Here is a 23,026-nt window from a genome sequence, read left to right on the forward strand (position 1 = left end):
AAAGAAAAAAATATGATTCCAACATACAGAAAACAATTTAATCAGGACTTTTCACAGGAAAAATACAGTCAGCTTAAAGAGATCTTACGACAAAAAAGCGGTCTGGAACCGGGATTCAGAGTTTCTGAAAGCCCTATTTTTCTTACCCAGGAGTTTAAACATAAATTGATCGATGCCACAGAAAGTATTATCGATCAGATCAAAGCTCTTCCTGTTGAACTCCTTCAAAAAGCAGTTCCTGAAAACTGTAAAGTTCCTAATGATACCGCTCAGCCTCATTTTTTCACCATAGATTTTGGTATCTGCAGCAATGAAAAAGGAGAAGTAGAACCACAGCTGATTGAGCTTCAGGCTTTTCCTTCCCTGTATGCTTTTCAGAAAGCTTATGAGGAAACCTTTTGCGAAGTGTATCCGTTTCTGGATGAAATTAAAAATCCAATGTCTCCTGAAGATTTCAAAAATTACCTGAAAGAAGTTATAGTTGGCGATGAAAATCCGGAAAATGTAGTCCTTCTGGAGATCTTTCCGGAAAAGCAGAAAACCGCTATTGATTTTGCTTTTACCGAAAAATTATTGGGAATACCAACCGTCTGTCTGACAAAAATAAAGAAGGAAGGCAGAAAATTATATTATGACAACAATGGGACTCTTACCCAAATCAAAAGAATCTACAACAGAGTTATTTTTGATGAATTAGACAAAATCCCCAATCTTACCACTGAGTTTGATTTCCGTGATGAGGTGGATGTACAATGGATCACGCATCCTAATTGGTTTTTTAAAATTTCAAAATTTCTCCTGCCGTTACTGCATCATCAATATGTTCCGAAAAGTTATTTTCTGCATGAGTTTCCATCTGATGAAAAACTGGAAGATTTTGTTTTAAAACCATTGTTTTCGTTTGCAGGAAGCGGTGTGAATTTGAATCCTACACAGGAAATTACAGATGCGATTTCAGATAAAGAAAATTATATTCTTCAAAGGAAAGTAAGTTATTCCCCTATTTTTGAAGATATCAACGGAGAATTTTCAAAAGCAGAAATCCGTTTGCTCTATATCTGGAGAGAAAATGATGAACGCCCTATTCTATTGGAAAACCTGGGAAGAATGACAAAAGCAGCCATGGTAAATGTAGATTTTAATAAGAAAGATGCAATATGGATTGGCAGTTCTAATGTATTTTTCGGATAGACATATCGATTAAACCCAATAAATCATGGAAGAAAAATCTGATTTTAAAGAGTTTGACACCCAAAAGAACCCACTCACCAGAAAAAGCCTTTTACCCGGCTGGATTAAGTTTTTCTCGTGGTTCTTCTTACTTGTTGGAACAGCAGGTATTTTAATACTTGCCGTTGGCTTTTTCCTGAATGATACCACCCTCTCCCTATACGGATTGAAAACCGAACAGCCATACTCGATAACAGGCTTCATCGTATGTTATTTATATATTTTTAAAGGTATTGTATCATACGGGCTTTTGTTTGAGAAGAAATGGGCTCCTGTAGCAGCTATCATTGATGCTGTATTAGGGATTATAATCTGTATCCTTATGATGGCGGTTGTTCCGTTTATATCAGAAACAATACACTTTACCATCAGGCTTGAGCTGATACCGCTCTATTATTATATAACAAAGATGCTGGAAATCAGAAAAACCTGGATCAATATATAACAGTACAAACCTTCGGAAATCCGGAGGTTTTTTTATGACCTGAATATATTTTAAAATCTTCTACAATCTATTTGGAGAGGAAATCATGAAATGCTATATTGCTTAAAGATTTAAGAAATAACAAAACGTCTTTCATGAATAAACTTCAACAGGAAGGATGCAATTGGATGAGTAATTCTTTTTACATTTTTTGAAATGAATCAGTAAATAATTTTAACCAAACCCAATCACAACATGGTAATTTTAACAAACGTTTTTTTTGACCCTACCAGCACTATACCAGATGCTCCAATTGTTAATTTAATTGATAGTTATACACTGGAAAATACTGTATATCAACAAACTACCAGTATACCTCCAATTATAGATGGTATTATCTATAGAAAAAGAGGAAATGTTTATTATGTCCGAAGATTTACAGGCGATGTCAATGCAGGCTGGTTCAACCTCATACCGGGAGAAATTTACACCAATCAACTGCAACATGCCGTAGATACGGCCAAATCATTAGGTAAAAATTTATTTATCCCTGCAGGAAGCTATGCACCGCAGCAGGTTACTAAAGTTCCCAATAATTTTAAAATTATTGGCGCGGGTGCTGGTATCACTGTATTTGACAATCAATGGATTCCAACTACTGAAGGCGTATTTGAAAATCTGGAAACTGATGTTTTCGCTGGATTTTCATTAGAAGGTATTAGTTTCATTAAGAATCCAAGGCCTATTACTATTAATGTCCTTCCTATTTTAGGAGGAATAGAACGGTGCAACTTTAAAAATATTTATGTTCAGGGTGCAGAGTACTTTCTAAAAACAAACAGACTATTCCAGGCTTCTGAATTGGAAAATATTTTTATAGATGTTTGTGATATAGGATTTATTTTTGAAAATATGGGCAACAATCACAATTACTTTAAGAATATAACTTTTTCAAGATGTAAAAAAGCTCTAACTATGACTAAAGGTGAAAGCAATAAATTTATTAACTGCCGAATCGAAGGGTTTTACAACGATGCTTTACCTTCAGTATCAGAGTTCCCCCAACTCTATTTCGATAATGTTTCTACCACTAATTTTGATAGTTGTTATTTTGAAAGTATAAATCCGAAAATTTTAGAGGAAGTCAATAGCCGAAATAGTATTTCTTTTACAAATTGTCATTTCACAGGCGCTCAAGAGGTTGAGCGTGGACCATGGAAAAGTTTCATCTTCGAAAGTGACGGTATCTTAGAATTTAGAAATTGCGAATTTGGAGAAATAGAACCGATCTTCAACTGTAAAACATTTATTAATAATTATTCGGAAAGAAATTTTTCTTCGATTAATTTCACTGAAAGAAGCCCACAAAGAAAAAGATTCAGCACTCCTAATTATGGCTGTGGAAACGGAGGTCTAAAAAACCTATTTTTCTTACATCTTCCTACCAATGATCTGAAAGACAACTCCTTATACATTATTAAAATTACAGTTTTCAGAGCAGAATTTGCATCAAACGGAGTCGGAAATATAACAGAAAAACAATATATCATTTCAGGGAACTTTATTGGCGCAGCAGTTGACCATAGCATTGAGCAAACATTTTTAAAAGGAGAAGACAAACTTACCGTTACATCAGAATCCGTAAACAGCGGGTTATTAATCAGCTGTAATATATCAACTACTTTTGAACCGACAGAACGATTTGTAGACCTATTTTCTTACAGCGTAGAAATGGATATTGTCAATAACAGCAATCATCTTTTATTGGATATTTATTAATATAATAAATCAGCAAACTGCTACATCTTTTTTACATCTGAAAACGAACAGAAAAATGAATTCTACCATTATTAATATTCTAATATTTCAACCTCTCGAATTAAAACTTTCTAATCTTGAAGCAGATCAGGAATGTAAAGAATATTACGGCTGCAGTTTTACCTTAGACCATATGCATATAAAATTCCGTACCGCCAAGATAACACCTACCAAAACCGGACAGTTCGTTACTCTTTGGAAAAGGAATGAAAAAGGAATTACAACACCTTTTGATTGCAGTGATAAATTTGATTTTTATTTAATTGCTGCACGTAAGGAACAAAATTTCGGAATATTCATCTTGCCGAAAGAAATCTTAATGCAAAAAGGAATTCTATCAGATGAAAAGAAAGCCGGAAAGCGTGGAATCAGGGTATATCCAACCTGGGACACCGTAGAAAGTAAACAGGCTATTGCTACCCAAAAATGGCAGGTTCAATACTTTTTGGAATTATCTTCAAATAAAGAGCATGATCTTCAAAGAGCCAAGCTTTTATTAGCTCTATAAAAAAAGAATTCCGGCTGAACTAAAGTTCAGCCGGAATTTTATAATGACTTATTTTCTATCCGTTTTTATCATCTTCCAGCAGTTCTCTGGCTTGATATTCCTGAACAAGATCGATCGCATTGGAAATTACATCGCTTAGAGCAGTAATAAATGTTCCGTCTTCAGCCATACCCATGGCATGTTTCAAAGCTTCAATCTCTTTAGGAATGATCTCATAGCTCACATCTCTTCCCGCTTCATTAATACCATCTATAATCAATCCGTTGATTTCATCCTCTGTTCTTCCACGAAGATGTTTTTCATTTCTGATAATGATATAATCAAACATTCTTCCTGCGATCTTTCCACATTCTCTGATATCATTATCTCTTCGGTCTCCAACTCCTGAAATAATACCGATCTTCTTCGTAGATTCTACATTTTTAAGATAATCTTCAATAGCTTCATATCCTGCAGGATTATGAGCGAAATCGATCAGTACTTTAAAGCTTTTAAATTTGAAAATATTCAGTCTGCCCGGTGTAAGCTGTGCACTTGGAATAAACGTTCTCAAAGAGTTTGAAATATCTTCAATTCCAAATCCCTGAAGGTAACTTGCCAAACTTGCAGCCAAAACGTTTTCAATCATGAATCTGGCCTTTCCTTCCATTGTAATCGGGAAATCTTTTGCTTTTCCGATTCTGATTTTCCAGTCTCCTTTTTTAATCGTTACAAAACCTTCTTCATATACGCAGGTAATTTTTCCTTCTTTTGCAAATTTCTTAATGTAAGGATTATTTTCATCCATACTGAAAATCGCAACATTAGACTGCAGATCATTGACTATTCTCATAGAATATTCATCATCAGCATTCATTACACTCCACCCTGTTTTTTTAACACTGTCCAGCACTACCCTTTTAACTTTGGTTAAGTCTTTAAGGTTGTGGATATCATTCATTCCTAAATGATCCTCCTTAATATTGGTTAATACGCCAATATCACATTGTGAAAAGCCAAGTCCGGAACGAAGAATTCCACCTCTTGCAGTTTCCAGAACAGCAAATTCTACGGTAGGATCTTTCAGAACAAACTCAGCAGAAAGAGGTCCTGTAGTATCTCCTTTGGTAAGCATGGTATTTTGGATATAGATTCCGTCAGATGTTGTGAATCCTACTCTATAGCCATTATTTTTAACGATATGTGAAATTAAACGGGTTGTAGTCGTTTTACCATTGGTCCCTGTTACCGCAATAATCGGAATGGTGAAAGGCTTTCCCTGAGGATACAGCATATCAACCACCGGAGCAGCAACGTTTCTAGGCAGGCCTTCACTTGGTGCCAGGTGCATTCTGAAACCTGGAGCTGCATTTACTTCGATAATGGCTGCACCGCTTTCTTTCAAAGGCTGTGTAAGGTTCTCCGCCATAATATCTATGCCGCATACATCCAATCCAATAATTTTGGAAATTCTTTCTGCCATCGTGATATTTTCAGGATGTACCATATCAGTAACATCAATTGAAGTACCTCCGGTTGAAAGATTGGCTGTAGATTTCAGATACACGACTTCTCCTTTCTGAGGAACACTTTCCAGCGTATAATGAAGTTTTTCTAAAAGCTCCATCGTATCTTTATCAATGGCGATTTCAGTCAGGACATTTTCGTGCCCATACCCTCTTCTCGGATCTTTATTTTCTTTTTCGATCAGCTGGCTGATATTCATTTCTCCATCACCAACAACATGGGCAGGAACTCTTCTTGCCGCAGCAACCATTTTATTATTGATCACCAGGACTCTGAAATCGTATCCGGTGACATATTTTTCAACAATTACTTTTTTGGAATATTTCTGTGCGTGTTCCAGACCAGTTTTAGCAGCTTCCCAATCATTAACATTGATCGAGGAACCTTTTCCATGGTTTCCGTCTAAAGGTTTTAAAACGATAGGATATCCAATCTTTTTAATGACAAGATCCAGATTTTCTTCATCAACTACCAAATCTCCAATCGGAACAGGAATCGCTGCATCGTGAAGCATTTTTTTCGTCAACTCTTTATTACAGGCAATGTCAACAGCAATAGAACTCGTATTTCCGGTGATTGTTGCCTGAAAACGCTGCTGATTAACTCCATAGCCTAATTGTACCAGAGAATTTGTTCCCAATCTGATCCATGGAATCTTTCTTGAAACTGCTTCTTCAACGATACTTCCGGTTGACGGTCCAAGACGGACACGTTCTCTTATTTCTTTTAATTTTTGAATACAGGTATGCACATCATAATCTGTTCCTTCAATCAGAGCCTCTGCAATTTTCACGGCTTCTTCTGCCGCATAGATTCCAGCGTTTTCTTCGATATAATCGAAAACCACATTATAAACTCCGGGTGTTTTTGTCTCTCTGGTTCTTCCAAAGCCTGTTTCCATACCGGATAAAGACTGGATTTCAAGCGCAATATGTTCAATAACATGTCCCATCCAGGTTCCGGTTTCTATTCTATGGAAGAAACCACCTTGAACCCCTTCTGAGCATCGGTGTGTAATTAAGGATGGCAATAATTTTTCGATTCTTTCTCGAAAGCCATCAATCTTATTGGTAGGGAAATTCTCCAATTCTTCAAGGTCCAACCTCATCTGTATCAACTTTTTCCTTCTTATACTCCATATGTTTGGCCCCCTTAACGCCTGTATCTTCTCAATTTTCATAATCAATTTGCATTTTTCATAGTTAACGATAACTTCTTCTAAAATCAAAGATAATGCAAAACCCTAAACGAAACTATACCACACTTAAGATTTCCCAAAAAAGACTAAGAATTTATTAGCAATTATAAAATCCTCATAATCAATTTAAATATGCCTTAGATTTCGCCAAATGTGAATTATTTTTTAAATTTGCACCCTATGATGAAACCCGTTGGAAAATTAATAGTTATCGGAGGCGCTGTAAACAAAGGAAGTTTTGCAGAAACCGATTATGATCAGAATATTGAAAAAAACCTTAATTTTTTCGAAAGAGGCATTTTAAGGAAGATTATCAATGAATCTAAAAATAAAGAAAACTCTGTTATTGAGATTATCACAACCGCTTCTCAGATCCCTCAGATTGTAGGTACAGAATATAAAAAGGCATTTGAATTTTTGGGTGCTAAAAACGTTAATATTCTGGATATTCATAACCGGGAAGAAGCCAATTCAGATGCGATGGTGGCGAGAGCCAGCGCTGCAGATGTTGTGATGTTTACCGGTGGCGATCAGTTACGGTTAACTTCCATTCTTGGCGGAACGAGATTTCATGAAACCATTCTCATCAAATATCAGGAGCAGGATTTTATCTATTCCGGGACATCTGCCGGAGCTGCTGCAGCATCCGAAAACATGATTTACCAGGGAAGCAGTTCTGAAGCTCTGTTAAAAGGGGAAATCAAGACAACGCAAGGTTTAGGCTTAATTGATAATGTAATTATTGATACCCATTTTGTACAAAGAGGAAGAATCGGACGTCTATTCCAGGCTGTTGTGAACAATCCAAGAACTTTAGGAATAGGTTTAGGAGAGGACACCGGGCTTTTCATTCATAATGATGTGATGACTGCTGTAGGATCCGGATTGGTCATTATTGTTGACGGAAGGTTCATTAAAGATACCAATCTTACGAATATTAATTTAGGAGAACCTATTTCTATTGATAATCTTACGGTACATGTGATGTCGATGAATGATCATTATGATCTGACGACAAAAACACTGACGATCGAAAATTCACAGTTTAATCCCATTCCTCAGGATAAATAAGTTGTTGGGTGTTAGTTGACGGTTGATGGATTATTGTTTCATGTTAAGGTTTATGACCTCTAATTCTTCATGATGATTTTTTCGCTTCACCTTCGAGCCTGCGTATGCCTGATGATCCACTGTAAACCAATACCCAATTAAATAATATGAAAATAATTATCCACGGCGGTTTTTTCTCTGAAAGCGACCAAAGCCATGAAATAAAAACAGCAAAACAAAATTCTTTAAAAAATATTGCCCAGCAGGCATTCGAATATCTTAAAACCCACTCGGCGTTTGAGACCGTAGCCTATGCAGTATCCCTTTTAGAGAACGATGAATTGTATAACGCAGGAATTGGTTCTCAAATCCAAAGCGACGGTGTAATCCGTATGAGTGCAGCCATTATGGATGGGGAAACCCAAAAATTAAGCGGTGTTATCAATATTCAGGAGGTTAAAAATCCTATTTTGGTAGCTAAAGAATTAATACAGGAAGACGACCGGGTTTTAGGAGGAAATGGCGCTAAAAATTATGCAACAGAGCACGGTTTTGAAAATTTCTCTACTGAAATTCCTCAGAGAAGAAGTGAATATGAAGCCAAACTCAGCGCCGGAGGAAAAGGAACTGTAGGCTGTGTTGCCATCGACAAAGATGGAAAACTAGCTGTAGCAACGTCTACCGGAGGAAAAGGATTTGAAATTCCCGGAAGAATTTCAGATTCGGCAACCGTGGCAGGAAATTATGCCAATGCTTTTTGTGCGGTAAGCTGTACAGGAGTCGGAGAAGATATCGTAAGCAATGCGACGGCTGCAAAAATCGTTACACGGGTTACAGACGGATTGAGCCTTGAACAAGCTTTTAATAAAACTTTTGCGGAATTAAAAACTATTGACGGTTTTGCAGGTGCTATTGCCATTGATAAAGAGGGTACAATTTATCATCAGGATTCCTATCCTACTATGGTTTTTGCAAGTTTTGACGGCGAAAAATTTGAAGTATTTAGTTAATTTTAACATTTTTTTATCATTTGGTTTTATTTTTTGGCACGTATTTTACATGTTTACTAATAACAAATTTTAATATTAATAAAAAAATAGAAATCATGGGAAACAAAACAAATGGCTTATTAGCTTTACTAGGTTTAGGTGCTTTGGCTTATTGGAAATATAAAAAATCAACACCTGAAGAACAACAAGCTGTAAAAGATAAGATCAACACGGCAAAAGATAATTTTAACAAGTGGGGAAATGACATTAAAACGAAAGCAAATGATGTAGCTTCCCAGGTTCAGAATAAAGTTGATGAGGCTAAAACAAAGGCCGAAGATTCTTTAAACTAAGATTATTTTAACATTCATATATAAAAAGTCATCGTATTTACCCTACGATGACTTTTTTTGTGCGCTTAAAGCATATACTAACGGTATTTTGTTCCCAAATTGAGGAATACGCCACTTCCCTTTTTCAAATTCATCAACATGTTTAAAGCATGGATATGGTGACCAGTCAAACTCCCGGAAATCCTGCAACAGTATCTTATTTGCAATCAAACTCTGAAGAACATCAGATAGCGAATGATTCCACATCACATATTCCTGAACAATAGCTGCAGATTGGTCCGCATAGGTTCCTTCGTATGTTTCTACAATAGGTTTTTCATTAAAATAATTGTAGGTGACTTCTTTAAAATCATCATCAAACATCCAGACCACAGGGTGGAATTCTGCCATTACAAATTTCCCGTCAGGTTTTAGAAAATGATTAATCACTTTTGCCCATTGATCAAGATCAGGCAGCCAACCGATTGTTCCATAGCTGGTAAATACAATATCAAATTTCTGGTCTAAAACAACGGGAAGATGATACACATCGGAACAGATGAATTCTGTATCAGTTCCGCATTGTTGTGCTAAATCTTTAGCGGCTTCAATAGCTTTATCAGATAAATCTATTCCGGTAACTTTAGCCCCTAGCCGGGAAAGCGAAATGGAATCCTGCCCAAAATGACACTGCAGATGCAGAATGGTCTTCCCAGATATATCGCCCAAAAGATCCAGCTCTATTGAGTTGAGAGAGTTTCTTCCTTTTAAAAATTCATCTACAAAGTAAAAATCTGATTTCAGATGCGGTTCTACTTTGGCATTCCATGAATTTTTATTGATTTCTAAATAGTTTTCCATGGTATTATTCAAATCTAAGTTCTATTTTTTATTTTACAGGTTCTACCTCTTTGATCCGGGTTTTATTCCGGGGATAACAATTGAGGTATACCAACTTTCTATTTTCCAGCCTAACGACTGATATAAAGGCTTTCCAGCTTCTGTTGCCACAAGAAAATTATTCACTACCCCTTTTGATAAAGCTATTTTTTCAAGCTCTTTCATCAAAAAAGTAGCAAGTCCTTTTCTTTGGTGTTTATTATCTGTATAAATTCTGTCATAAACAGCCAGATCATTAACCAAAACTAAACGCCCTGTGGAGGCCAGTTCTCCGTCTTTAGTCATTATTTTAATAACACATGTTGAGTTATAGCTTTCGTATTCTAATTGGTAATCATGATGAAGGCTACTATCCGAAATATTCATTGAATGGGAACAAGACATCATATAACCCTGAGGCTGGATTTCCCATTTTCCGGAAATTTGGCTTTTTACTTCTTCAGAAGATGCACATACTTTAAGGTAAACCCAGGGATCATTAATCGATGAAATGAGTTGAATAAAATCATCATTAAGCGTCGGGAATACATACCGTGTTTTTTGATTGGGATATCCTACCTCCACTTTAAAACCGGACTTATAGGCAATTGGCGGTGGTAATTGTCGTGATAAAGACCATCCTTTGAGCCATTTTTCGATTGTATCCTTAGAGACTGTATTCTTCATGCCTATTTTAAAATTTAGATACTTATAATTTCCCCAACAGTTTCTTTTTCTGCTCAGCAAACTCTTCTCCTGTTAAGATTCCATTTTCTCTAAGCTTTCCCAACTGCTCCAATTGTTCTATCACTGTTGCTGAAGACTCCGGTGTCACAGATACTTTCTGTTTTTGAGCCTCTTTATTATATCTGTTTTTTATTTTATCATAAAACATTTCAGCATCAGTCTTGGCATTGTAACATTCAAACTCAACTATTCTGTCTTCCGTATGAATTTTAATGATTGGGGATCTCGAATGTGGCACAAAGCTTACTGATGCAATCGTTTCATTGGGATATTCACTGATCTTAGCAGGAGAAAACATGGATTTTGAAACAGATATTAGTCTTCCGGGAGTTGCCACCAAAATACCGGCATCCAATGTATTGAGATACTGAGCATCTGTAATAGCTAGTATTTTTTCATCAGCCGAAAGAATGTAAGGCAGCTTTTTAATTTCTCCTTTGGTGAACATGGAAAGATTGGCGTTCAGTAGTTCCAGTTCTTTTTTTATTTCTTTTCGTCTTCTCTTAATGACATCCGAAGAGAAATCTCCTTTCAGTATATTGTTATGTTCAGAAGTGAAGTCATCCATTTCTTGTTGCTCATCAATTATTGCAGGTTGGATTTGTTGTTTTTCTATAAAATTTTTAATATCTGCCAGACTAAACTTCTTCAAATTAGATAATACTTCCTGATTGATATTGCTTGCTCTGTCTAAACATTGATTACAAATAACGCCATCATCTGAAAGTTTATTTTCTCCCAACAGCGTATCCATAGATGTTAATACTGCTCCACACATCACACAATTAGCACTCATAATCTCAATTTATCAGTTATAGTTTTTCAAGTAATTTTTTCTTTTGTGCGGCAAATTCTTCTTCCGTTAAGACTCCGCTTTCCTTCATCCTTCCCAGTTGCTCCAACTGATCTAACGTGGTTGTTTCTGAGGTATTTTGAAAATATTGTGTAGGACGCGCCATGAAATCTCTGACTTTTTCACAGAATAATTCAGCATAATATTTTCCGACATTATCGATCTCAAGAATATTGTCTGAAATATGAATATCTATTGAAGCCAGCATCAGCGACTTCTCATATTGTATGGAGCTTACTTTATCATAAGAAAAATCTTCCACTTTCAATCCGTACATGAATTCTTTGTCTACAAAAATCAGTCTTCTTTCGGTGGCCACTAAAATGAGGTGATGATTGCTAAGCTTATTTCTTCCCTCAATTAAATAAACAATTTTTTCATTCTCTGAAAGCACTTCCGGCAGGGAATGAATTTCTTTTCTGGCAAAAATGGTAGGATTAATATCTAATAGTTCCAGTTCATCTTTTATTTCGTCAATTCTAGATTTTTCACTCATTATTGGTTTTTATACATGGTAGATCTTACAAATTTAATTTTTTTCTAAAATACGGAAAGTTATAAGGATATTATTTCTATTTATTTTTAATCAAAGTCAATACTACCCATAAAAAAAGCATTACCGATTGGTAATGCTTTCTATTTTATATTTTTTTCAGATATTATCCTAAAAACTCTTCCAAGGAAACAGTTTTCTGTTCTCCGGCTTCAAGGTTTTTAAAAGTAACCGTTCCGTTTTTAATTTCTTCTTCTCCTAAGAAAACAAGATTTTTAATGCCTTTCTTTTCAGCATAGGTAAATTGCTTATTGATTTTTGAATTTTCCGGATACAGTTCTGCAGAAACTCCTTTCTCTCTTAGCTTCATAATCAGTTTTAATGCTTCCAATGTTTCTTCCCCGCCAAAGTTGGCAAACAGATATTCCACTTTAGATGATGCTTCTTCAGGGAAAAGACCTAATTCTTCCATAACAAGATAAATTCTGTCTAATCCAAATGAAATTCCGATTCCCGGTATATTTTTAACGCCAAAAACTTCCGTAAGGTTATCATATCTTCCACCGCCACCGATAGAACCCATGGCTACTTCATCCGCCTTTACTTCGAAAATGGCTCCTGTATAATAATCCAATCCTCTCGCTAGCGTAATATCAAATACCAGATTCTGAATATCTACCCCAAGATTGAGGGACTGCGTTAATACAAATTCTAATTCTTCAACTCCTTTTGTCCCTACTTCATTACCTGCAAATTTTTCTTTAAGCTGTAAAAGATTTTCCAGCGCATCATCAGACTGTGTAAATAAGAAGTCCAGTTTATCAATCGATTCCTGTGAAATTTCTCTTTCCAGCAGTTCTTTTACCACTCCTTCTTTCCCAATCTTATCAAGCTTGTCTAAAGCAACCGTGAAATCTATTAATTTGTCCGTAATTCCGGCATATTCTGCAAGGCCGGAAAGAATCTTTCTGTTGTTTAAGTGAATCGTTACCGGAACTTTAAGATCTGAGAATGATTTTAAATACAATTGTACCAAATCTACTTCCTGGAAAAGACTTTCGCTTCCTACGACATCAGCATCACACTGATAAAATTCTCTGAATCTCCCTTTCTGAGGGCGGTCTGCTCTCCAAACCGGCTGAATTTGGTAACGTTTGTATGGGAAAGTTAATTTTCCATGATTCATTGCCACGAATCTTGCAAAAGGTACGGTAAGGTCATAACGAAGAGCTTTATCTGAAATTTGAGAAGTCAGTTTCTGATGACTTTTATTTTCCCAGTCCTCATGATTTACTTTTGAAGTATAATCTCCTGAATTTAAAATCTTAAAGATCAGTCGATCACCTTCTTCACCATATTTTCCTGTTAAGGTCGAAAGATTTTCAAAGCTTGGAGTTTCCAAAGGCTGGAATCCAAATAATTCGAAGTTATTCTGTAAAATATTGATGATATATTTTCTTCTCGAAACTTCCTCTGAGGTAAAATCTCTGGTTCCTTTTGCTAAACTTGGTTTCATTTTATAATTGATAAATGATATTACTATTAAACATATTTAAACTTATCTAAACGTTCTCCGCCCAAAAGACAAAGATTTCATTGCACTGAAATTCATTACAAAATCGCTTATTAAGAACATATCAGTTTTTGAGAATCTTCATTTTCCTTACTATTCTATGGTTAATATATTAAATTTTACCCATAGAAATTATAAAGTTCTTTGTAAGCTCATCTCAAAATTTGCCCATTTTGCGGATGATATAGATAAGTCATGCAAAAATAAGGAATTGAAAGGACTTTTCCGAAACATAAAAAAGCTGAAGAAAGATCTTCTCCAGCTTTTCGATGCATTACCATCATTAATTACGAAAAATCAGACGCTTTCAAGGATTTCCAGAATCTCTTCACCATAATTTTCAATCTTATGTTTTCCGAAGCCTTTAATCTCTAGCAGTTCCTCTTTCTTAGCAGGTTTATACTTCGCTACAGACATCAGCTCTTTATTGCTCGCGATAAAGTAAGTCGGGAGATTCTGTTCTTTAGCCTTCTCAGACCGCCAGTATTTCAGGGCATCTAAAATTTTTTCTTCATCGGAGTTTAAAGCAGCCTCATCTGCAGAGTATTTCACTGCCTTTGGTTCCTTCACTATACTTTTAGCTGTTTTCAGCTCTTCAAAATACAGGACTACGGACCAATAACATTCAGCACTTACAAAAGCGGTTTCCACTTTTATAATTTCGTTCACCTCCAGAAAAGTATCCAGTGTTTTCTGATCTTTGTAGAGAAATTCTTCGGGAAGTCTGATTTTAAAAACTTTTACTTTCATCATTTGTGTTTTTAGAATTATTTACCTCCCAACAGAAGAATTTCATCTACTCTGATTTCTGTAATATATCGCTTAACGCCATCTTTATCATCATACGATCTGTATGTAAGCTTTCCTTCAATAGCAATCTCTTTTCCTTTTGGTACATATTTCTGAAAGATTTCAGCTGTTTTTCCAAAAGCTATCAGATTATGCCATTGTGTTTCTTCTACTTTTTCGCCTTTTGCATTCGTATAATGATCGCTGGTTGCTAAAGACACGCTGGCTTTTACATTTCCACTTTCGAAGTTTACCGTTTCAACTTCTTTTCCTGTGTAACCTATTAATGTTACTTTGTTTCTTAGTGACATAACTTTTTTGTTTTTAAGATTAATAATTCAGATAAGAGACGTTCACTGTGTTTCTCAAATCTCTGTTGCAAAGATTGTTATAGCACCGCAACTTATTCGGTTGTAAACTATTTAAATTCGTTTGTAATCGTTTGTAAATGGATATGAGAATAAATAAAATTCAAAATCATTATCACTTTCCACAATAAAAACAGGTGTCAACTTATTTTAAATTAAAATTATTACAGAATAAAACCGCTCAATAAAATAAATTTTATTTCTGTTTGAAAAGTATTAAAATCACGCGTTCTATCCATTTGCAAACGGATAATTCCGTATCTTTGATGAAACATCATCTATGAAAAGGGACATCAATATTTTTGAGTTTCCTCTCAACCTCGGGCTTAAGAAAAAGGATCATGAAACGGAGCCCGGTGTTAAAAAGCTCCCGGAATGGCTCAGGAAATTTGATTTTCATAGAGCAATCAATCCCAATAATATTTTCAGACTGGAAGCACCGGAATATTCGATGGAACTTGATCAGGAGTCAGGAGTTCTCAATGCGGAAGTTATTATTAAGTACGCCAAAGAACAGGCAGATTTCATCATAAAGAATCATCAGGAAAACACTTTCAATATCATGCTTGGAGGTGACTGCAGCATTTTGATAGGAACAGCCATAGCCTTAAAGAAATTGGGAAATTTCGGGTTATTTTATCTGGACGGACATACAGATTATATTCCGGCTCATCTCTCTCAAAGTGCCGCTGCTGCAGGAATGGATCTTGCTATTATTACAGGATTGGGGCATGAAAAACTGACTCATATTGATGGGCTTAATCCTTATTTTTCAGAAGAAAATATTTATTGCGTAGGAAATGCAGAAACTGATGATAAAGAATATGTAGAGCAGATCCTTAATTCCAATATTGAATATTTTGATCTGGATAAGCTCAGAAAAAACGGCTTTGGGAAAACCGCGGAAGATTTTCTAACAATGATTAACAGTAAATCGCTGGACGGATTTTTTATTCACCTTGATGTAGATGTTTTGAATGATCAGCTGATGCCTGCAGTAGACAGCAGAATGGAAGACGGAATTGATTATGAAAATCTCAGAGAAATTCTGCAGCCGCTTATCAATTCTCCCCTTTGCTTTGGAATAGAAATCACTGTTCTGGATCCTGATTATGATGAAAATGGCACGTACACGCAAGCATTGGTGAAAAATTTAATTCAAATTATCAAATAAAGAAGACTAAATGAAGAAGACTATAAAAAGAACGTTCAGAGTTTCAAAATATGTGATTTATAAGGAAACACTGGTTGACTATAAAGAACATTTCTGGTCGTTTTTAGGGGCATTTTTTGGAATTGGACTGATTGCATTTATCCAATCCCATTCCTTGTTAGAAACTGAAAATATATTCCTGATCGGTTCTTTTGGGGCCTCCAGTGTTTTGATCTATGGCGCTATACAAAGTCCTTTAGCACAACCCAGAAACCTTATAGGCGGTCATGTTATTTCAGCCATTGTGGGCGTTACAATCTATAAACTGGTACCCGATATTATCTGGCTGTCTGCCCCGTTGGCAGTTGCTTTCTCTATCGTGTTGATGCAGTATACAAAAACTCTTCATCCACCGGGCGGTGCTACCGCTTTAATTGCGGTAAGCTCAACCGGAAAGATCCCGGAATTAGGATATTGGTATGTTCTCTCCCCGGTTCTTTCAGGATGTATCATATTGCTGCTGGTTGCTCTATTTTTTAATAATATTACTCCCAACAGAAGTTATCCCAATCACAATAGATTTAAAAAGTTACTAAAGAAAAAACACAATCATACCCTGAAAAAATAATGAATTGCCTAGAATGCGGCGAAAAAATTAACGGAAGGTCAGATAAAAAGTTCTGCAATGATGCCTGCCGGAACGCCTATAACAATAAGCAGAATAAAGATTCCAGTAACCTGATGCGGAATGTGAACAACAAACTTCGTAAGAATTACCGGATCCTTTGTGAAATCAATACAGACGGTAAAGCAAAAACAGCAAGATCCAGACTGGATAGTTTAGGTTTTGATTTTGATTATTTTACGAATCTGAAAATCTATAAAAACGGTTCTGAATACAAATTTATTTATGATTACGGCTATAAACTCTTAGACGATGATTATGTTTTAATTGTAAAAAATCAGGCTTAATTTTCACCATTTACATTTTTAATTATGAAAGAAATTGTTTTAATTACCGGTGCCGGCGGATTTGTTGCCCGTGAACTGTCGAAAAAGATTGAACAACAATATACGGTAAGGTTTTTAACCCGGAACAAAAAACAGGCTAATGAATTTGAATGGGATGTAAAAAAAGGAACCATTGATGAATCAGCCTTTGACAATATCTCTCACATCATTCATTTAGCAGGAGCTAATATTTCTGAAAAGCGCTGGACTGATGAAAGAAAAAAAGAACTGATTTCAAGCCGTGTTGATTCTGCAAAACTATTGTTGAACACTTTACAAAAGAAGAACATCAAACTTAAATCTTTTATTTCTGCTTCAGGAATTAATTTTTACGGGACGACAACCACAGAAAAAATTTATACGGAAAACGACCAACCCGGTAATGATTTTTTAAGTGAAGTCGTGGTTCTTTGGGAAAAATCAGCAGATGAATTTCAGGAACAAAACCTGGCCGAACGGGTCGTGAAAATACGTACTGCAATTGTCCTTTCTGAAAAAGAAGGAGCCTTAAAAAAGATGATGCCTCCGATTCAGTTGGGGATCGGTTCACCACTGGGAAGCGGCAGACAGTATATGCCCTGGATCCATATTAAAGATATCTGTTCTGTTTATGAATTTGCTTTACAGAATCCCAACATCCAGGGCGTTTACAATGCTTCTTCTCCCCAGCATACTACGAATGAAAATTTCACAAAAAAGACGGCCGAAGTTTTAAAAAAGCCATTATTCATGCCGAATGTTCCCACATTTGTTCTGAAAATACTATTTGGAGAACTCGCTGATGCTTTACTGGAAGGTTCTAGGGCTTCATCACAGAAAATTCAGGATGCAGGCTTTCAGTTTAAATTTCCTGATCTCAAGCAAGCACTTGAAGATTTACTAAAAAAATAAAAATCATTATAAAAAGAAATAATCTCTATGCAGCAAAATAAGAATATCAATATTATAAAAACAGAAATTTTATCGGATAACTGGTATACATTACATAAAATCACCTTCGAAAAAACTCAAAGTAACGGAACAATACAAACTCAAAGCAGAGAAGCTTACGACAGAGGAAATGGCGCGGTCATTCTGCTTTACAATAAAGATAAAAATACGGTGATTCTTACCCGTCAGTTCCGTCTTCCTACCTATATTAATGGAAATTCCACGGGAATGCTTATCGAAGCGTGTGCAGGCTTACTGGATAATGACAATCCCGAAGAATGTATAAAAAGAGAAACTGAGGAAGAAACAGGCTATACAATTACACAGGTTGAAAAAGTCTATGAAGCTTATATGTCGCCTGGCTCCGTTACTGAAATATTGCATTTTTTCATTGCAGCCTATTCTGAAGATATGAAAATGGCAGATGGCGGCGGTCTTGAAGAAGAAGGTGAAGATATTGAAGTGCTGGAACTTTCATTTCATAATGCACTGACCATGATTGATAATGGGGAGATTAAAGATGCCAAAACCATTATGCTCTTGCAGTATTTACGTATTAAAAATATCCTGTAGATTAAACAGTATTGTATTTCCTAATCCAAAAATATGATCTAGTTTTGTGCCTCCAAAATTAAACTGATCTTTTACCATGAAAAAAACAATACTAATTATAATCTCCATCTTATCTATAAAATGATTGAACATGTAAAACTCGCTATTAATCCTCAGTTTCAAGATTGGGTTCTCTTCAAAAACGGAACGTATATTATTTTCGATCATGCAGATACTATAAAAGATATACATGCAGAAGCCATAAAGCAAATGAAAGAATTTGGTCCCGTTTTAGCTGGTGGTCCTGCCGGTGATTTTAATACAATTACTTTAAAACACACAGAAGGTTGGATTGTTGCCGGACACGGCTATGGAATGTATACGTATGTAAATCCGATTGAGATTGAAAACAATACTCCCAATGACCTTGAAATTGGATTATTTGGAAGGTCTAAAAGAGATCTCGATGGAAAACAGCCTCAAATCATCTACACCAACCGTAACAATAAATAACGAAAATTATGCTTCAAGATACAATTACTCTACAAAATCAACATAAAAATTTCATAAAAAAAGTAAGTGAATCACAAATTGTGTACGCTCTGAAAGGTGATAAAGGCTATGCTGTCTCCTACTCCAACGATATGGAACATGAAGACGGCAGTCCTGTACAGGTCGTTTGTTTCTGGTCTGTAGAGGCCCTTGCAAAATCCTGTATTGAAAATGAATGGGAGGAATATATTGTCGATTCCATCCCTTTAAATGATTTTCTTGAAAACTGGTGTCTAGGAATGAATAGTGACGGCATTATGACGGGAACTGATTTTAACAGTAATTTATTCGGGAGCGAAGTAGAACCCATTGAGCTAATCCTTGATATTATAGAAGAACTGAAAAGAATTGAAAAACCATTGGAATTTATAAAGTTTGAAAATATTGAAGATCTGGAAACCCAGATCAGAGAGGTTTTAAACAGTTAGAATAGATGAGTTTACAGGAAAAAACAAAGTCCTTTTTATCGGATTCATATGTACGGTTTTTAATTATATTCATCCCGCTTATGTGTATGGAAACCTTCTTTTTAAAACCGTTCATTAAAAATCATTATTTAGATCAGGATCTGACAAACTTTAAAGACGGTTCATGGAAGTATTTAATTCCTATAACATTTTTATTAACTATAGTTTTAACCATCTGCTTAAAAGTTAAAACAATATCCCACTTTATTACCACATGTATATTTTCTACAGTATTTATCTTTTTTGTATTTAGAACAGTACTCATCAGTATTATGTTATATATCAATACCCAAACTGAAAAATCGCAGATAACAAATACTTATAATGTAATCAGATATAAAGAAATGAAGATCTTTTGGCTTAATTCGGACAAGAAAAATTCTATTAATGACAATGATAAAATGAAACTGATTAACAAAAGAAGAAAGGAAAAAGGTCAGAAATCATTGTTTGAATATAAAATGAACGATACCATACAAGTGAAGTTAAAGAAGGGTGTTTTTAATGTAAATTATATTGAGTAATCAAAATCTAAATAACTCATCTCAACCACAATTTTTCAAAAAAGTAATTGGTTTCAGGAGTGAAGAATATTCGTACAACCTGTTAAAAATAAAAAAATGGAAATCCAAAACATAGACCACATTGTACTGACGGTAGCTGATATTGATGCAACCGTTACTTTTTACACTGAAATTTTAAATTTCAAGGTGGTTACTTTCGGTGATAACAGAAAAGCATTGACTTTTGGAAATCAAAAGATCAATCTTCATCAAAGGGGACATGAATTTGAGCCTAAAGCCCATCAACCCACATGCGGTTCTGCTGATCTCTGCTTTATCTCATCAACCGATATTGAAACGGTTTTGGAGGAATTGCAGGAAAAAAGTATAGAGATCATTGAAGGAATTGTTGACAGAACAGGAGCATTGGGAAAGATTAGATCAGTGTATTTCCGGGATCCTGATATGAATCTGATCGAGGTAAGTACCTATCCAAATAAACAATAAGGATAAAAACAGGGAATTGCATACAGATGATTTCTTATTTTTGCAAAACCTGTCATATCATAGAATTATAAACTATTATTAATACCATGAAAAAAATTTTCATCTGCTTTTCAATTATCCTTTCAGCGATGAGTTTTGCGCAGAAAAAAGGAGCTAAACCCAGTCTTCCTTCATATTCTTACCAGACTTTTAATTGCTCCAACATAGGATATTTTGATACTAACACCTATAAAAAAGAAGAAATAGACGGAGTTTACCAACTTCTCTATACCTTCACGGGTGTTAATTTCGATTCTCATCCTGTTTTTAAACTCTCAGACGTTGAAGATATCCGGAAAAATAAAGATACCTATCTCCAACAGCTGGAAAAACAGTATCAACAAAAGAAAAAAGAATTGTACAGCCTGAAAATCATCAACCAGCCTATGTGGAAAAAACTGCAGCAGGAAACCATTCAGACTTTTGAAAATGAATATCAGCTGAACAAAGATAATATCATGGGCTTTTCTGATCCATCTTCACTGAAAAAGAGTCCTTATTACAATACCTGCAAAGAATATGTGGATGTGGCCACGTCTGGTGACAAACAGAAAATGTATTCGGTCTGGAAGAAATTTGTTGAGGCAAGAAGCAAAGATAATGCAGACCCCAAAGGTGTCATGGCTAGATTTAATGAAAAATTAAACGATCCCAACAAAGATGATTATGCCCTGATTGATCTCATTGGATTTGGATTTCATAATTGTGCCAACAGCAGTTTCAGACCTGTTACGGATGATGAAGGAAAAGCTTATACAGCATTTGATAAGATCTTCACAAAGCTAAAGGCAGACTGTGACGAGCCTTAATGGCTAAAAGTGGAAAGTTAAACGTGATGGAGATTGTAGGTAAAGAACAAATCTGAAGATCTATTATCTTATCAGTTTAAGGGTTTAACGTTTGGATATCTTTATTGATCAACGTTTCAGTTGCTGCTCTTATCACTAAAACACATCGTTCTTTACCGTTCAAAACTAACGGTGTTGATAAAAAATAGTGAATTCAAAATTAAAAAACACGGCCAGTATATGATTCAACATATATTATCTGTACTTTTTTTATCGTAGAAACAGTATGATTCAAAAAAATAAAAAACATCAATCAACCATTCCTTATAAAGGTTAATCCCATCGAAAAAAAATGTTTTCAGGATCTATAACTTCTTCCGACCTTTGGAATATAAATACGACCTGTGGTTCTGCAGATTTATTCTTTATTTCTGCAACCGATATTAAAGTGGTTATAGAAGAATTAAAACAGAAAAACATTGAGATTGTTGAAGGCGTTGTAGACCGAACCAGTGCATTGGGAAAGATACGATCTGTTTATTTTCGTGATCCTAACATGAACCTGATTGAGGCAAGTAATTATTCAAAATAAAATTCTATAAACTAATCATATTAAAGTGTAAAATTTGCAATTTAAGTATGTTTAGTTTAGATTCGTCAACAAATACCTTCATGAATAAGATTCTTTTTACCACAGCCTTATGTTTAAGCTTAAACCTTCTGTCTCAGCGTATTATTACCGACAAAGACTATAAGATTCTGAATGCCTGCAGTAAAAATTCTTATATATATGCGGAAAAGCTGTATAAAAAAGTAACTGAAGATGCAGATAGAAATCAAAAATACGTTGATGAAGAGGAATTCTATGATATCATTTGTGATTCGAAATGCAGCTTGTACACCCCTATCATTTTAAAATACTGGAGTGATAGAAGATTTATCTCAAAAGAGTCTTTCGAAAAGTACTTTGTAAAACGTCCAGAGAATTACCCAACATTTCTAAAAGGACTTTTTGTTAATCTCCCTTACAATGACCCCTATGATAATCTTCCTTATGAAGCTTTAATGGAATATGTATACCGGATTTCTCCGGCAGATTTTGACAGACATATGGACTCTCTGCTTACAACCGATGATCTATATGGAGCAAAATTTGTCGAAATGATGACATTTTTGAGGGATAAAAAACTTACTGAAAGTTACAAAAAAACCTTATTTTCTTATGTAGAAAAGTGTACGCCACAGCAGAAAAACATTTTCAAAATGCATAGAATTATTTTTGATCTTTTGCAAAATACGGAAGACAAACAGGCTATTCTCAGGCTGCTTGAGAAAACCCAAGACTGCTGGGAAAGTATAGAGGAAAATAATCGCCTTTCATTTTATGGTCTTTTATGGAATTATAAACTCGATTATCAGACCAAAAACCCCTATTTTCGGTTGAATAAATATTTCAATACCCTTTTCAACTTTGAACCCTATTTATCCGACAAACAGAAAAATAAAATTGTGGGTAAAAATCCAACGGTTCTCGATGGGAATATGAATAAACTCCAGTACAAAGAAGGTGAGCTGATTGATAGAATGAATGAAATAGCAAAAGATAGCCAGATCTATTATATCTATGTCGCCGATCAAAAAGCAACAGCAGAAATCAAAAGACTGTATGGGATAGAAAATCCGGATGGAATTATTATCTATTCATCCAGTCCGTATACAAAAGAATAAACATCCTCAATTTCTCCTTAATAGTTAAGAATATACAGA

26 protein-coding genes are annotated in these 23,026 nt (G+C 35.2%); 18 read left to right on the plus strand and 8 right to left on the minus strand.

The annotated features are described in order from the left end of the window. The first annotated feature begins 12 nt into the window (after positions 1-12). The 4 genes from IW15_RS11850 (at position 13) to IW15_RS11865 (ending at position 3,980) form a co-directional block, all read left to right on the plus strand. Positions 13-1,191: a hypothetical protein gene (locus IW15_RS11850; RefSeq protein WP_034711480.1), complete on the plus strand. Its 1,179-nt coding sequence runs from the start codon at positions 13-15 to the stop codon at positions 1,189-1,191. Between the two features lie 25 nt (positions 1,192-1,216). Beyond that, positions 1,217-1,675, plus strand: a complete 459-nt coding sequence (locus tag IW15_RS11855) for a hypothetical protein (RefSeq protein ID WP_034711482.1) — start codon at positions 1,217-1,219, stop codon at positions 1,673-1,675. 234 nt (positions 1,676-1,909) lie between these two features. Next, entirely contained in the window at positions 1,910-3,433 is a 1,524-nt protein-coding gene (locus tag IW15_RS11860) for a right-handed parallel beta-helix repeat-containing protein (RefSeq protein ID WP_034711483.1), read from the plus strand. Positions 3,434-3,488: 55 nt separating this feature from the next. Next, a complete protein-coding gene (locus IW15_RS11865) occupies positions 3,489-3,980 on the plus strand; it encodes a MepB family protein (RefSeq protein ID WP_034711902.1) in 492 nt (163 codons plus the stop codon). Positions 3,981-4,035: 55 nt separating this feature from the next. On the opposite strand, the gene cphA is transcribed toward IW15_RS11865, so the two are convergent. Further along, positions 4,036-6,666 carry a cyanophycin synthetase gene (gene cphA / locus IW15_RS11870; RefSeq protein WP_034711904.1) on the minus strand — a complete coding sequence of 877 codons (2,631 nt, stop codon included), beginning with the start codon at positions 6,664-6,666 and terminating at the stop codon, positions 4,036-4,038. 201 nt (positions 6,667-6,867) lie between these two features. Between cphA and IW15_RS11875 the strand changes: the two genes are divergently transcribed. From IW15_RS11875 to IW15_RS11885, 3 genes are all read left to right on the plus strand, one after another. Then, positions 6,868-7,755 carry a cyanophycinase gene (locus IW15_RS11875; protein ID WP_034711906.1) on the plus strand — a complete coding sequence of 296 codons (888 nt, stop codon included), beginning with the start codon at positions 6,868-6,870 and terminating at the stop codon, positions 7,753-7,755. A gap of 146 nt (positions 7,756-7,901) precedes the next feature. Then, positions 7,902-8,744: an isoaspartyl peptidase/L-asparaginase gene (locus IW15_RS11880; protein WP_034711484.1), complete on the plus strand. Its 843-nt coding sequence runs from the start codon at positions 7,902-7,904 to the stop codon at positions 8,742-8,744. Positions 8,745-8,839: 95 nt separating this feature from the next. Beyond that, positions 8,840-9,076, plus strand: coding sequence for a YtxH domain-containing protein (locus IW15_RS11885; RefSeq protein ID WP_034711486.1), 237 nt, complete (start codon positions 8,840-8,842; stop codon positions 9,074-9,076). Positions 9,077-9,118: 42 nt separating this feature from the next. On the opposite strand, the gene IW15_RS11890 is transcribed toward IW15_RS11885, so the two are convergent. The 7 genes from IW15_RS11890 to IW15_RS11920 all read right to left on the minus strand — a co-directional run bounded on the left by IW15_RS11890 (position 9,119) and on the right by IW15_RS11920 (position 14,700). Then, positions 9,119-9,916, minus strand: coding sequence for a class I SAM-dependent methyltransferase (locus tag IW15_RS11890; RefSeq protein WP_034711487.1), 798 nt, complete (start codon positions 9,914-9,916; stop codon positions 9,119-9,121). A gap of 42 nt (positions 9,917-9,958) precedes the next feature. Continuing rightward, a complete protein-coding gene (locus IW15_RS11895) occupies positions 9,959-10,621 on the minus strand; it encodes a GNAT family N-acetyltransferase (protein ID WP_034711489.1) in 663 nt (220 codons plus the stop codon). Between the two features lie 22 nt (positions 10,622-10,643). Then, positions 10,644-11,477 (minus strand): PH domain-containing protein, encoded by an 834-nt coding sequence (locus IW15_RS22945; protein WP_084681421.1) that lies wholly within the window; start codon positions 11,475-11,477, stop codon positions 10,644-10,646. A gap of 16 nt (positions 11,478-11,493) precedes the next feature. Further along, positions 11,494-12,030: a PH domain-containing protein gene (locus tag IW15_RS11905; RefSeq protein ID WP_034711492.1), complete on the minus strand. Its 537-nt coding sequence runs from the start codon at positions 12,028-12,030 to the stop codon at positions 11,494-11,496. A gap of 163 nt (positions 12,031-12,193) precedes the next feature. Then, entirely contained in the window at positions 12,194-13,543 is a 1,350-nt protein-coding gene (gene hisS, locus IW15_RS11910; protein WP_034711493.1) for a histidine--tRNA ligase, read from the minus strand. 354 nt (positions 13,544-13,897) lie between these two features. Then, on the minus strand, positions 13,898-14,353 hold the full coding sequence (locus IW15_RS11915) for an HRDC domain-containing protein (RefSeq protein WP_228384357.1): 456 nt from the start codon (positions 14,351-14,353) through the stop codon (positions 13,898-13,900). A gap of 14 nt (positions 14,354-14,367) precedes the next feature. Next, positions 14,368-14,700 carry a single-stranded DNA-binding protein gene (locus IW15_RS11920; RefSeq protein ID WP_034711494.1) on the minus strand — a complete coding sequence of 111 codons (333 nt, stop codon included), beginning with the start codon at positions 14,698-14,700 and terminating at the stop codon, positions 14,368-14,370. Between the two features lie 337 nt (positions 14,701-15,037). Here IW15_RS11920 and IW15_RS11925 point away from each other — a divergent pair, with 337 nt between their 5' ends. From IW15_RS11925 to IW15_RS11980, 11 genes are all read left to right on the plus strand, one after another. Further along, a complete protein-coding gene (locus IW15_RS11925; protein WP_034711496.1) occupies positions 15,038-15,931 on the plus strand; it encodes an arginase family protein in 894 nt (297 codons plus the stop codon). A 10-nt stretch (positions 15,932-15,941) separates the two neighbouring features. Next, complete coding sequence (locus tag IW15_RS11930; RefSeq protein ID WP_034711498.1) at positions 15,942-16,538, plus strand: HPP family protein; 597 nt, start codon at positions 15,942-15,944, stop codon at positions 16,536-16,538. Continuing rightward, positions 16,538-16,882 carry a DUF2116 family Zn-ribbon domain-containing protein gene (locus tag IW15_RS11935; RefSeq protein ID WP_034711500.1) on the plus strand — a complete coding sequence of 115 codons (345 nt, stop codon included), beginning with the start codon at positions 16,538-16,540 and terminating at the stop codon, positions 16,880-16,882. Before IW15_RS11930 ends, IW15_RS11935 begins: the two co-directional genes overlap by 1 nt. Positions 16,883-16,906: 24 nt before the next feature. Continuing rightward, complete coding sequence (locus tag IW15_RS11940; protein ID WP_034711502.1) at positions 16,907-17,812, plus strand: TIGR01777 family oxidoreductase; 906 nt, start codon at positions 16,907-16,909, stop codon at positions 17,810-17,812. Positions 17,813-17,839: 27 nt separating this feature from the next. Beyond that, complete coding sequence (gene nudK, locus IW15_RS11945; protein WP_034711504.1) at positions 17,840-18,424, plus strand: GDP-mannose pyrophosphatase NudK; 585 nt, start codon at positions 17,840-17,842, stop codon at positions 18,422-18,424. Positions 18,425-18,544: 120 nt separating this feature from the next. Continuing rightward, on the plus strand, positions 18,545-18,916 hold the full coding sequence (locus IW15_RS11950) for a hypothetical protein (protein WP_034711506.1): 372 nt from the start codon (positions 18,545-18,547) through the stop codon (positions 18,914-18,916). 8 nt (positions 18,917-18,924) lie between these two features. After that, positions 18,925-19,383 carry a DUF2750 domain-containing protein gene (locus tag IW15_RS11955; protein ID WP_034711509.1) on the plus strand — a complete coding sequence of 153 codons (459 nt, stop codon included), beginning with the start codon at positions 18,925-18,927 and terminating at the stop codon, positions 19,381-19,383. A 659-nt stretch (positions 19,384-20,042) separates the two neighbouring features. Further along, on the plus strand, positions 20,043-20,432 hold the full coding sequence (locus IW15_RS11965; RefSeq protein ID WP_034711513.1) for a VOC family protein: 390 nt from the start codon (positions 20,043-20,045) through the stop codon (positions 20,430-20,432). Positions 20,433-20,518: 86 nt separating this feature from the next. Next, the gene (locus tag IW15_RS11970; protein WP_034711515.1) at positions 20,519-21,280 is read left to right on the plus strand and encodes a hypothetical protein; all 762 of its coding nucleotides are present in this window, start codon (positions 20,519-20,521) and stop codon (positions 21,278-21,280) included. Between the two features lie 331 nt (positions 21,281-21,611). Then, on the plus strand, positions 21,612-21,851 hold the full coding sequence (locus IW15_RS11975) for a VOC family protein (protein ID WP_051881977.1): 240 nt from the start codon (positions 21,612-21,614) through the stop codon (positions 21,849-21,851). Positions 21,852-21,931: 80 nt separating this feature from the next. Beyond that, a complete protein-coding gene (locus tag IW15_RS11980; protein ID WP_131368548.1) occupies positions 21,932-22,987 on the plus strand; it encodes a hypothetical protein in 1,056 nt (351 codons plus the stop codon). Positions 22,988-23,026: the final 39 nt, after the last annotated feature.

Origin of the sequence: Chryseobacterium soli (assembly GCF_000737705.1) — a bacterium.
Classification (GTDB): Bacteria; Bacteroidota; Bacteroidia; order Flavobacteriales; family Weeksellaceae; genus Chryseobacterium; species Chryseobacterium soli.

Excerpts from the sequence above, each read along its gene's own strand:
- IW15_RS11850 (WP_034711480.1), top strand. The coding sequence starts at position 13 with ATGATTCCAACATACAGAAAACAATTTAATCAGGACTTTTCACAGGAA.
- IW15_RS11855 (WP_034711482.1), top strand. The coding sequence starts at position 1,217 with ATGGAAGAAAAATCTGATTTTAAAGAGTTTGACACCCAAAAGAACCCA.
- IW15_RS11860 (WP_034711483.1), top strand. The coding sequence starts at position 1,910 with ATGGTAATTTTAACAAACGTTTTTTTTGACCCTACCAGCACTATACCA.
- IW15_RS11865 (WP_034711902.1), top strand. The coding sequence starts at position 3,489 with ATGAATTCTACCATTATTAATATTCTAATATTTCAACCTCTCGAATTA.
- cphA (WP_034711904.1), bottom strand. The coding sequence starts at position 6,666 with ATGAAAATTGAGAAGATACAGGCGTTAAGGGGGCCAAACATATGGAGT.
- IW15_RS11875 (WP_034711906.1), top strand. The coding sequence starts at position 6,868 with ATGAAACCCGTTGGAAAATTAATAGTTATCGGAGGCGCTGTAAACAAA.
- IW15_RS11880 (WP_034711484.1), top strand. The coding sequence starts at position 7,902 with ATGAAAATAATTATCCACGGCGGTTTTTTCTCTGAAAGCGACCAAAGC.
- IW15_RS11885 (WP_034711486.1), top strand. The coding sequence starts at position 8,840 with ATGGGAAACAAAACAAATGGCTTATTAGCTTTACTAGGTTTAGGTGCT.
- IW15_RS11890 (WP_034711487.1), bottom strand. The coding sequence starts at position 9,916 with ATGGAAAACTATTTAGAAATCAATAAAAATTCATGGAATGCCAAAGTA.
- IW15_RS11895 (WP_034711489.1), bottom strand. The coding sequence starts at position 10,621 with ATGAAGAATACAGTCTCTAAGGATACAATCGAAAAATGGCTCAAAGGA.
- IW15_RS22945 (WP_084681421.1), bottom strand. The coding sequence starts at position 11,477 with ATGAGTGCTAATTGTGTGATGTGTGGAGCAGTATTAACATCTATGGAT.
- IW15_RS11905 (WP_034711492.1), bottom strand. The coding sequence starts at position 12,030 with ATGAGTGAAAAATCTAGAATTGACGAAATAAAAGATGAACTGGAACTA.
- hisS (WP_034711493.1), bottom strand. The coding sequence starts at position 13,543 with ATGAAACCAAGTTTAGCAAAAGGAACCAGAGATTTTACCTCAGAGGAA.
- IW15_RS11915 (WP_228384357.1), bottom strand. The coding sequence starts at position 14,353 with ATGATGAAAGTAAAAGTTTTTAAAATCAGACTTCCCGAAGAATTTCTC.
- IW15_RS11920 (WP_034711494.1), bottom strand. The coding sequence starts at position 14,700 with ATGTCACTAAGAAACAAAGTAACATTAATAGGTTACACAGGAAAAGAA.
- IW15_RS11925 (WP_034711496.1), top strand. The coding sequence starts at position 15,038 with ATGAAAAGGGACATCAATATTTTTGAGTTTCCTCTCAACCTCGGGCTT.
- IW15_RS11930 (WP_034711498.1), top strand. The coding sequence starts at position 15,942 with ATGAAGAAGACTATAAAAAGAACGTTCAGAGTTTCAAAATATGTGATT.
- IW15_RS11935 (WP_034711500.1), top strand. The coding sequence starts at position 16,538 with ATGAATTGCCTAGAATGCGGCGAAAAAATTAACGGAAGGTCAGATAAA.
- IW15_RS11940 (WP_034711502.1), top strand. The coding sequence starts at position 16,907 with ATGAAAGAAATTGTTTTAATTACCGGTGCCGGCGGATTTGTTGCCCGT.
- nudK (WP_034711504.1), top strand. The coding sequence starts at position 17,840 with ATGCAGCAAAATAAGAATATCAATATTATAAAAACAGAAATTTTATCG.
- IW15_RS11950 (WP_034711506.1), top strand. The coding sequence starts at position 18,545 with ATGATTGAACATGTAAAACTCGCTATTAATCCTCAGTTTCAAGATTGG.
- IW15_RS11955 (WP_034711509.1), top strand. The coding sequence starts at position 18,925 with ATGCTTCAAGATACAATTACTCTACAAAATCAACATAAAAATTTCATA.
- IW15_RS11965 (WP_034711513.1), top strand. The coding sequence starts at position 20,043 with ATGGAAATCCAAAACATAGACCACATTGTACTGACGGTAGCTGATATT.
- IW15_RS11970 (WP_034711515.1), top strand. The coding sequence starts at position 20,519 with ATGAAAAAAATTTTCATCTGCTTTTCAATTATCCTTTCAGCGATGAGT.
- IW15_RS11975 (WP_051881977.1), top strand. The coding sequence starts at position 21,612 with ATGTTTTCAGGATCTATAACTTCTTCCGACCTTTGGAATATAAATACG.
- IW15_RS11980 (WP_131368548.1), top strand. The coding sequence starts at position 21,932 with ATGAATAAGATTCTTTTTACCACAGCCTTATGTTTAAGCTTAAACCTT.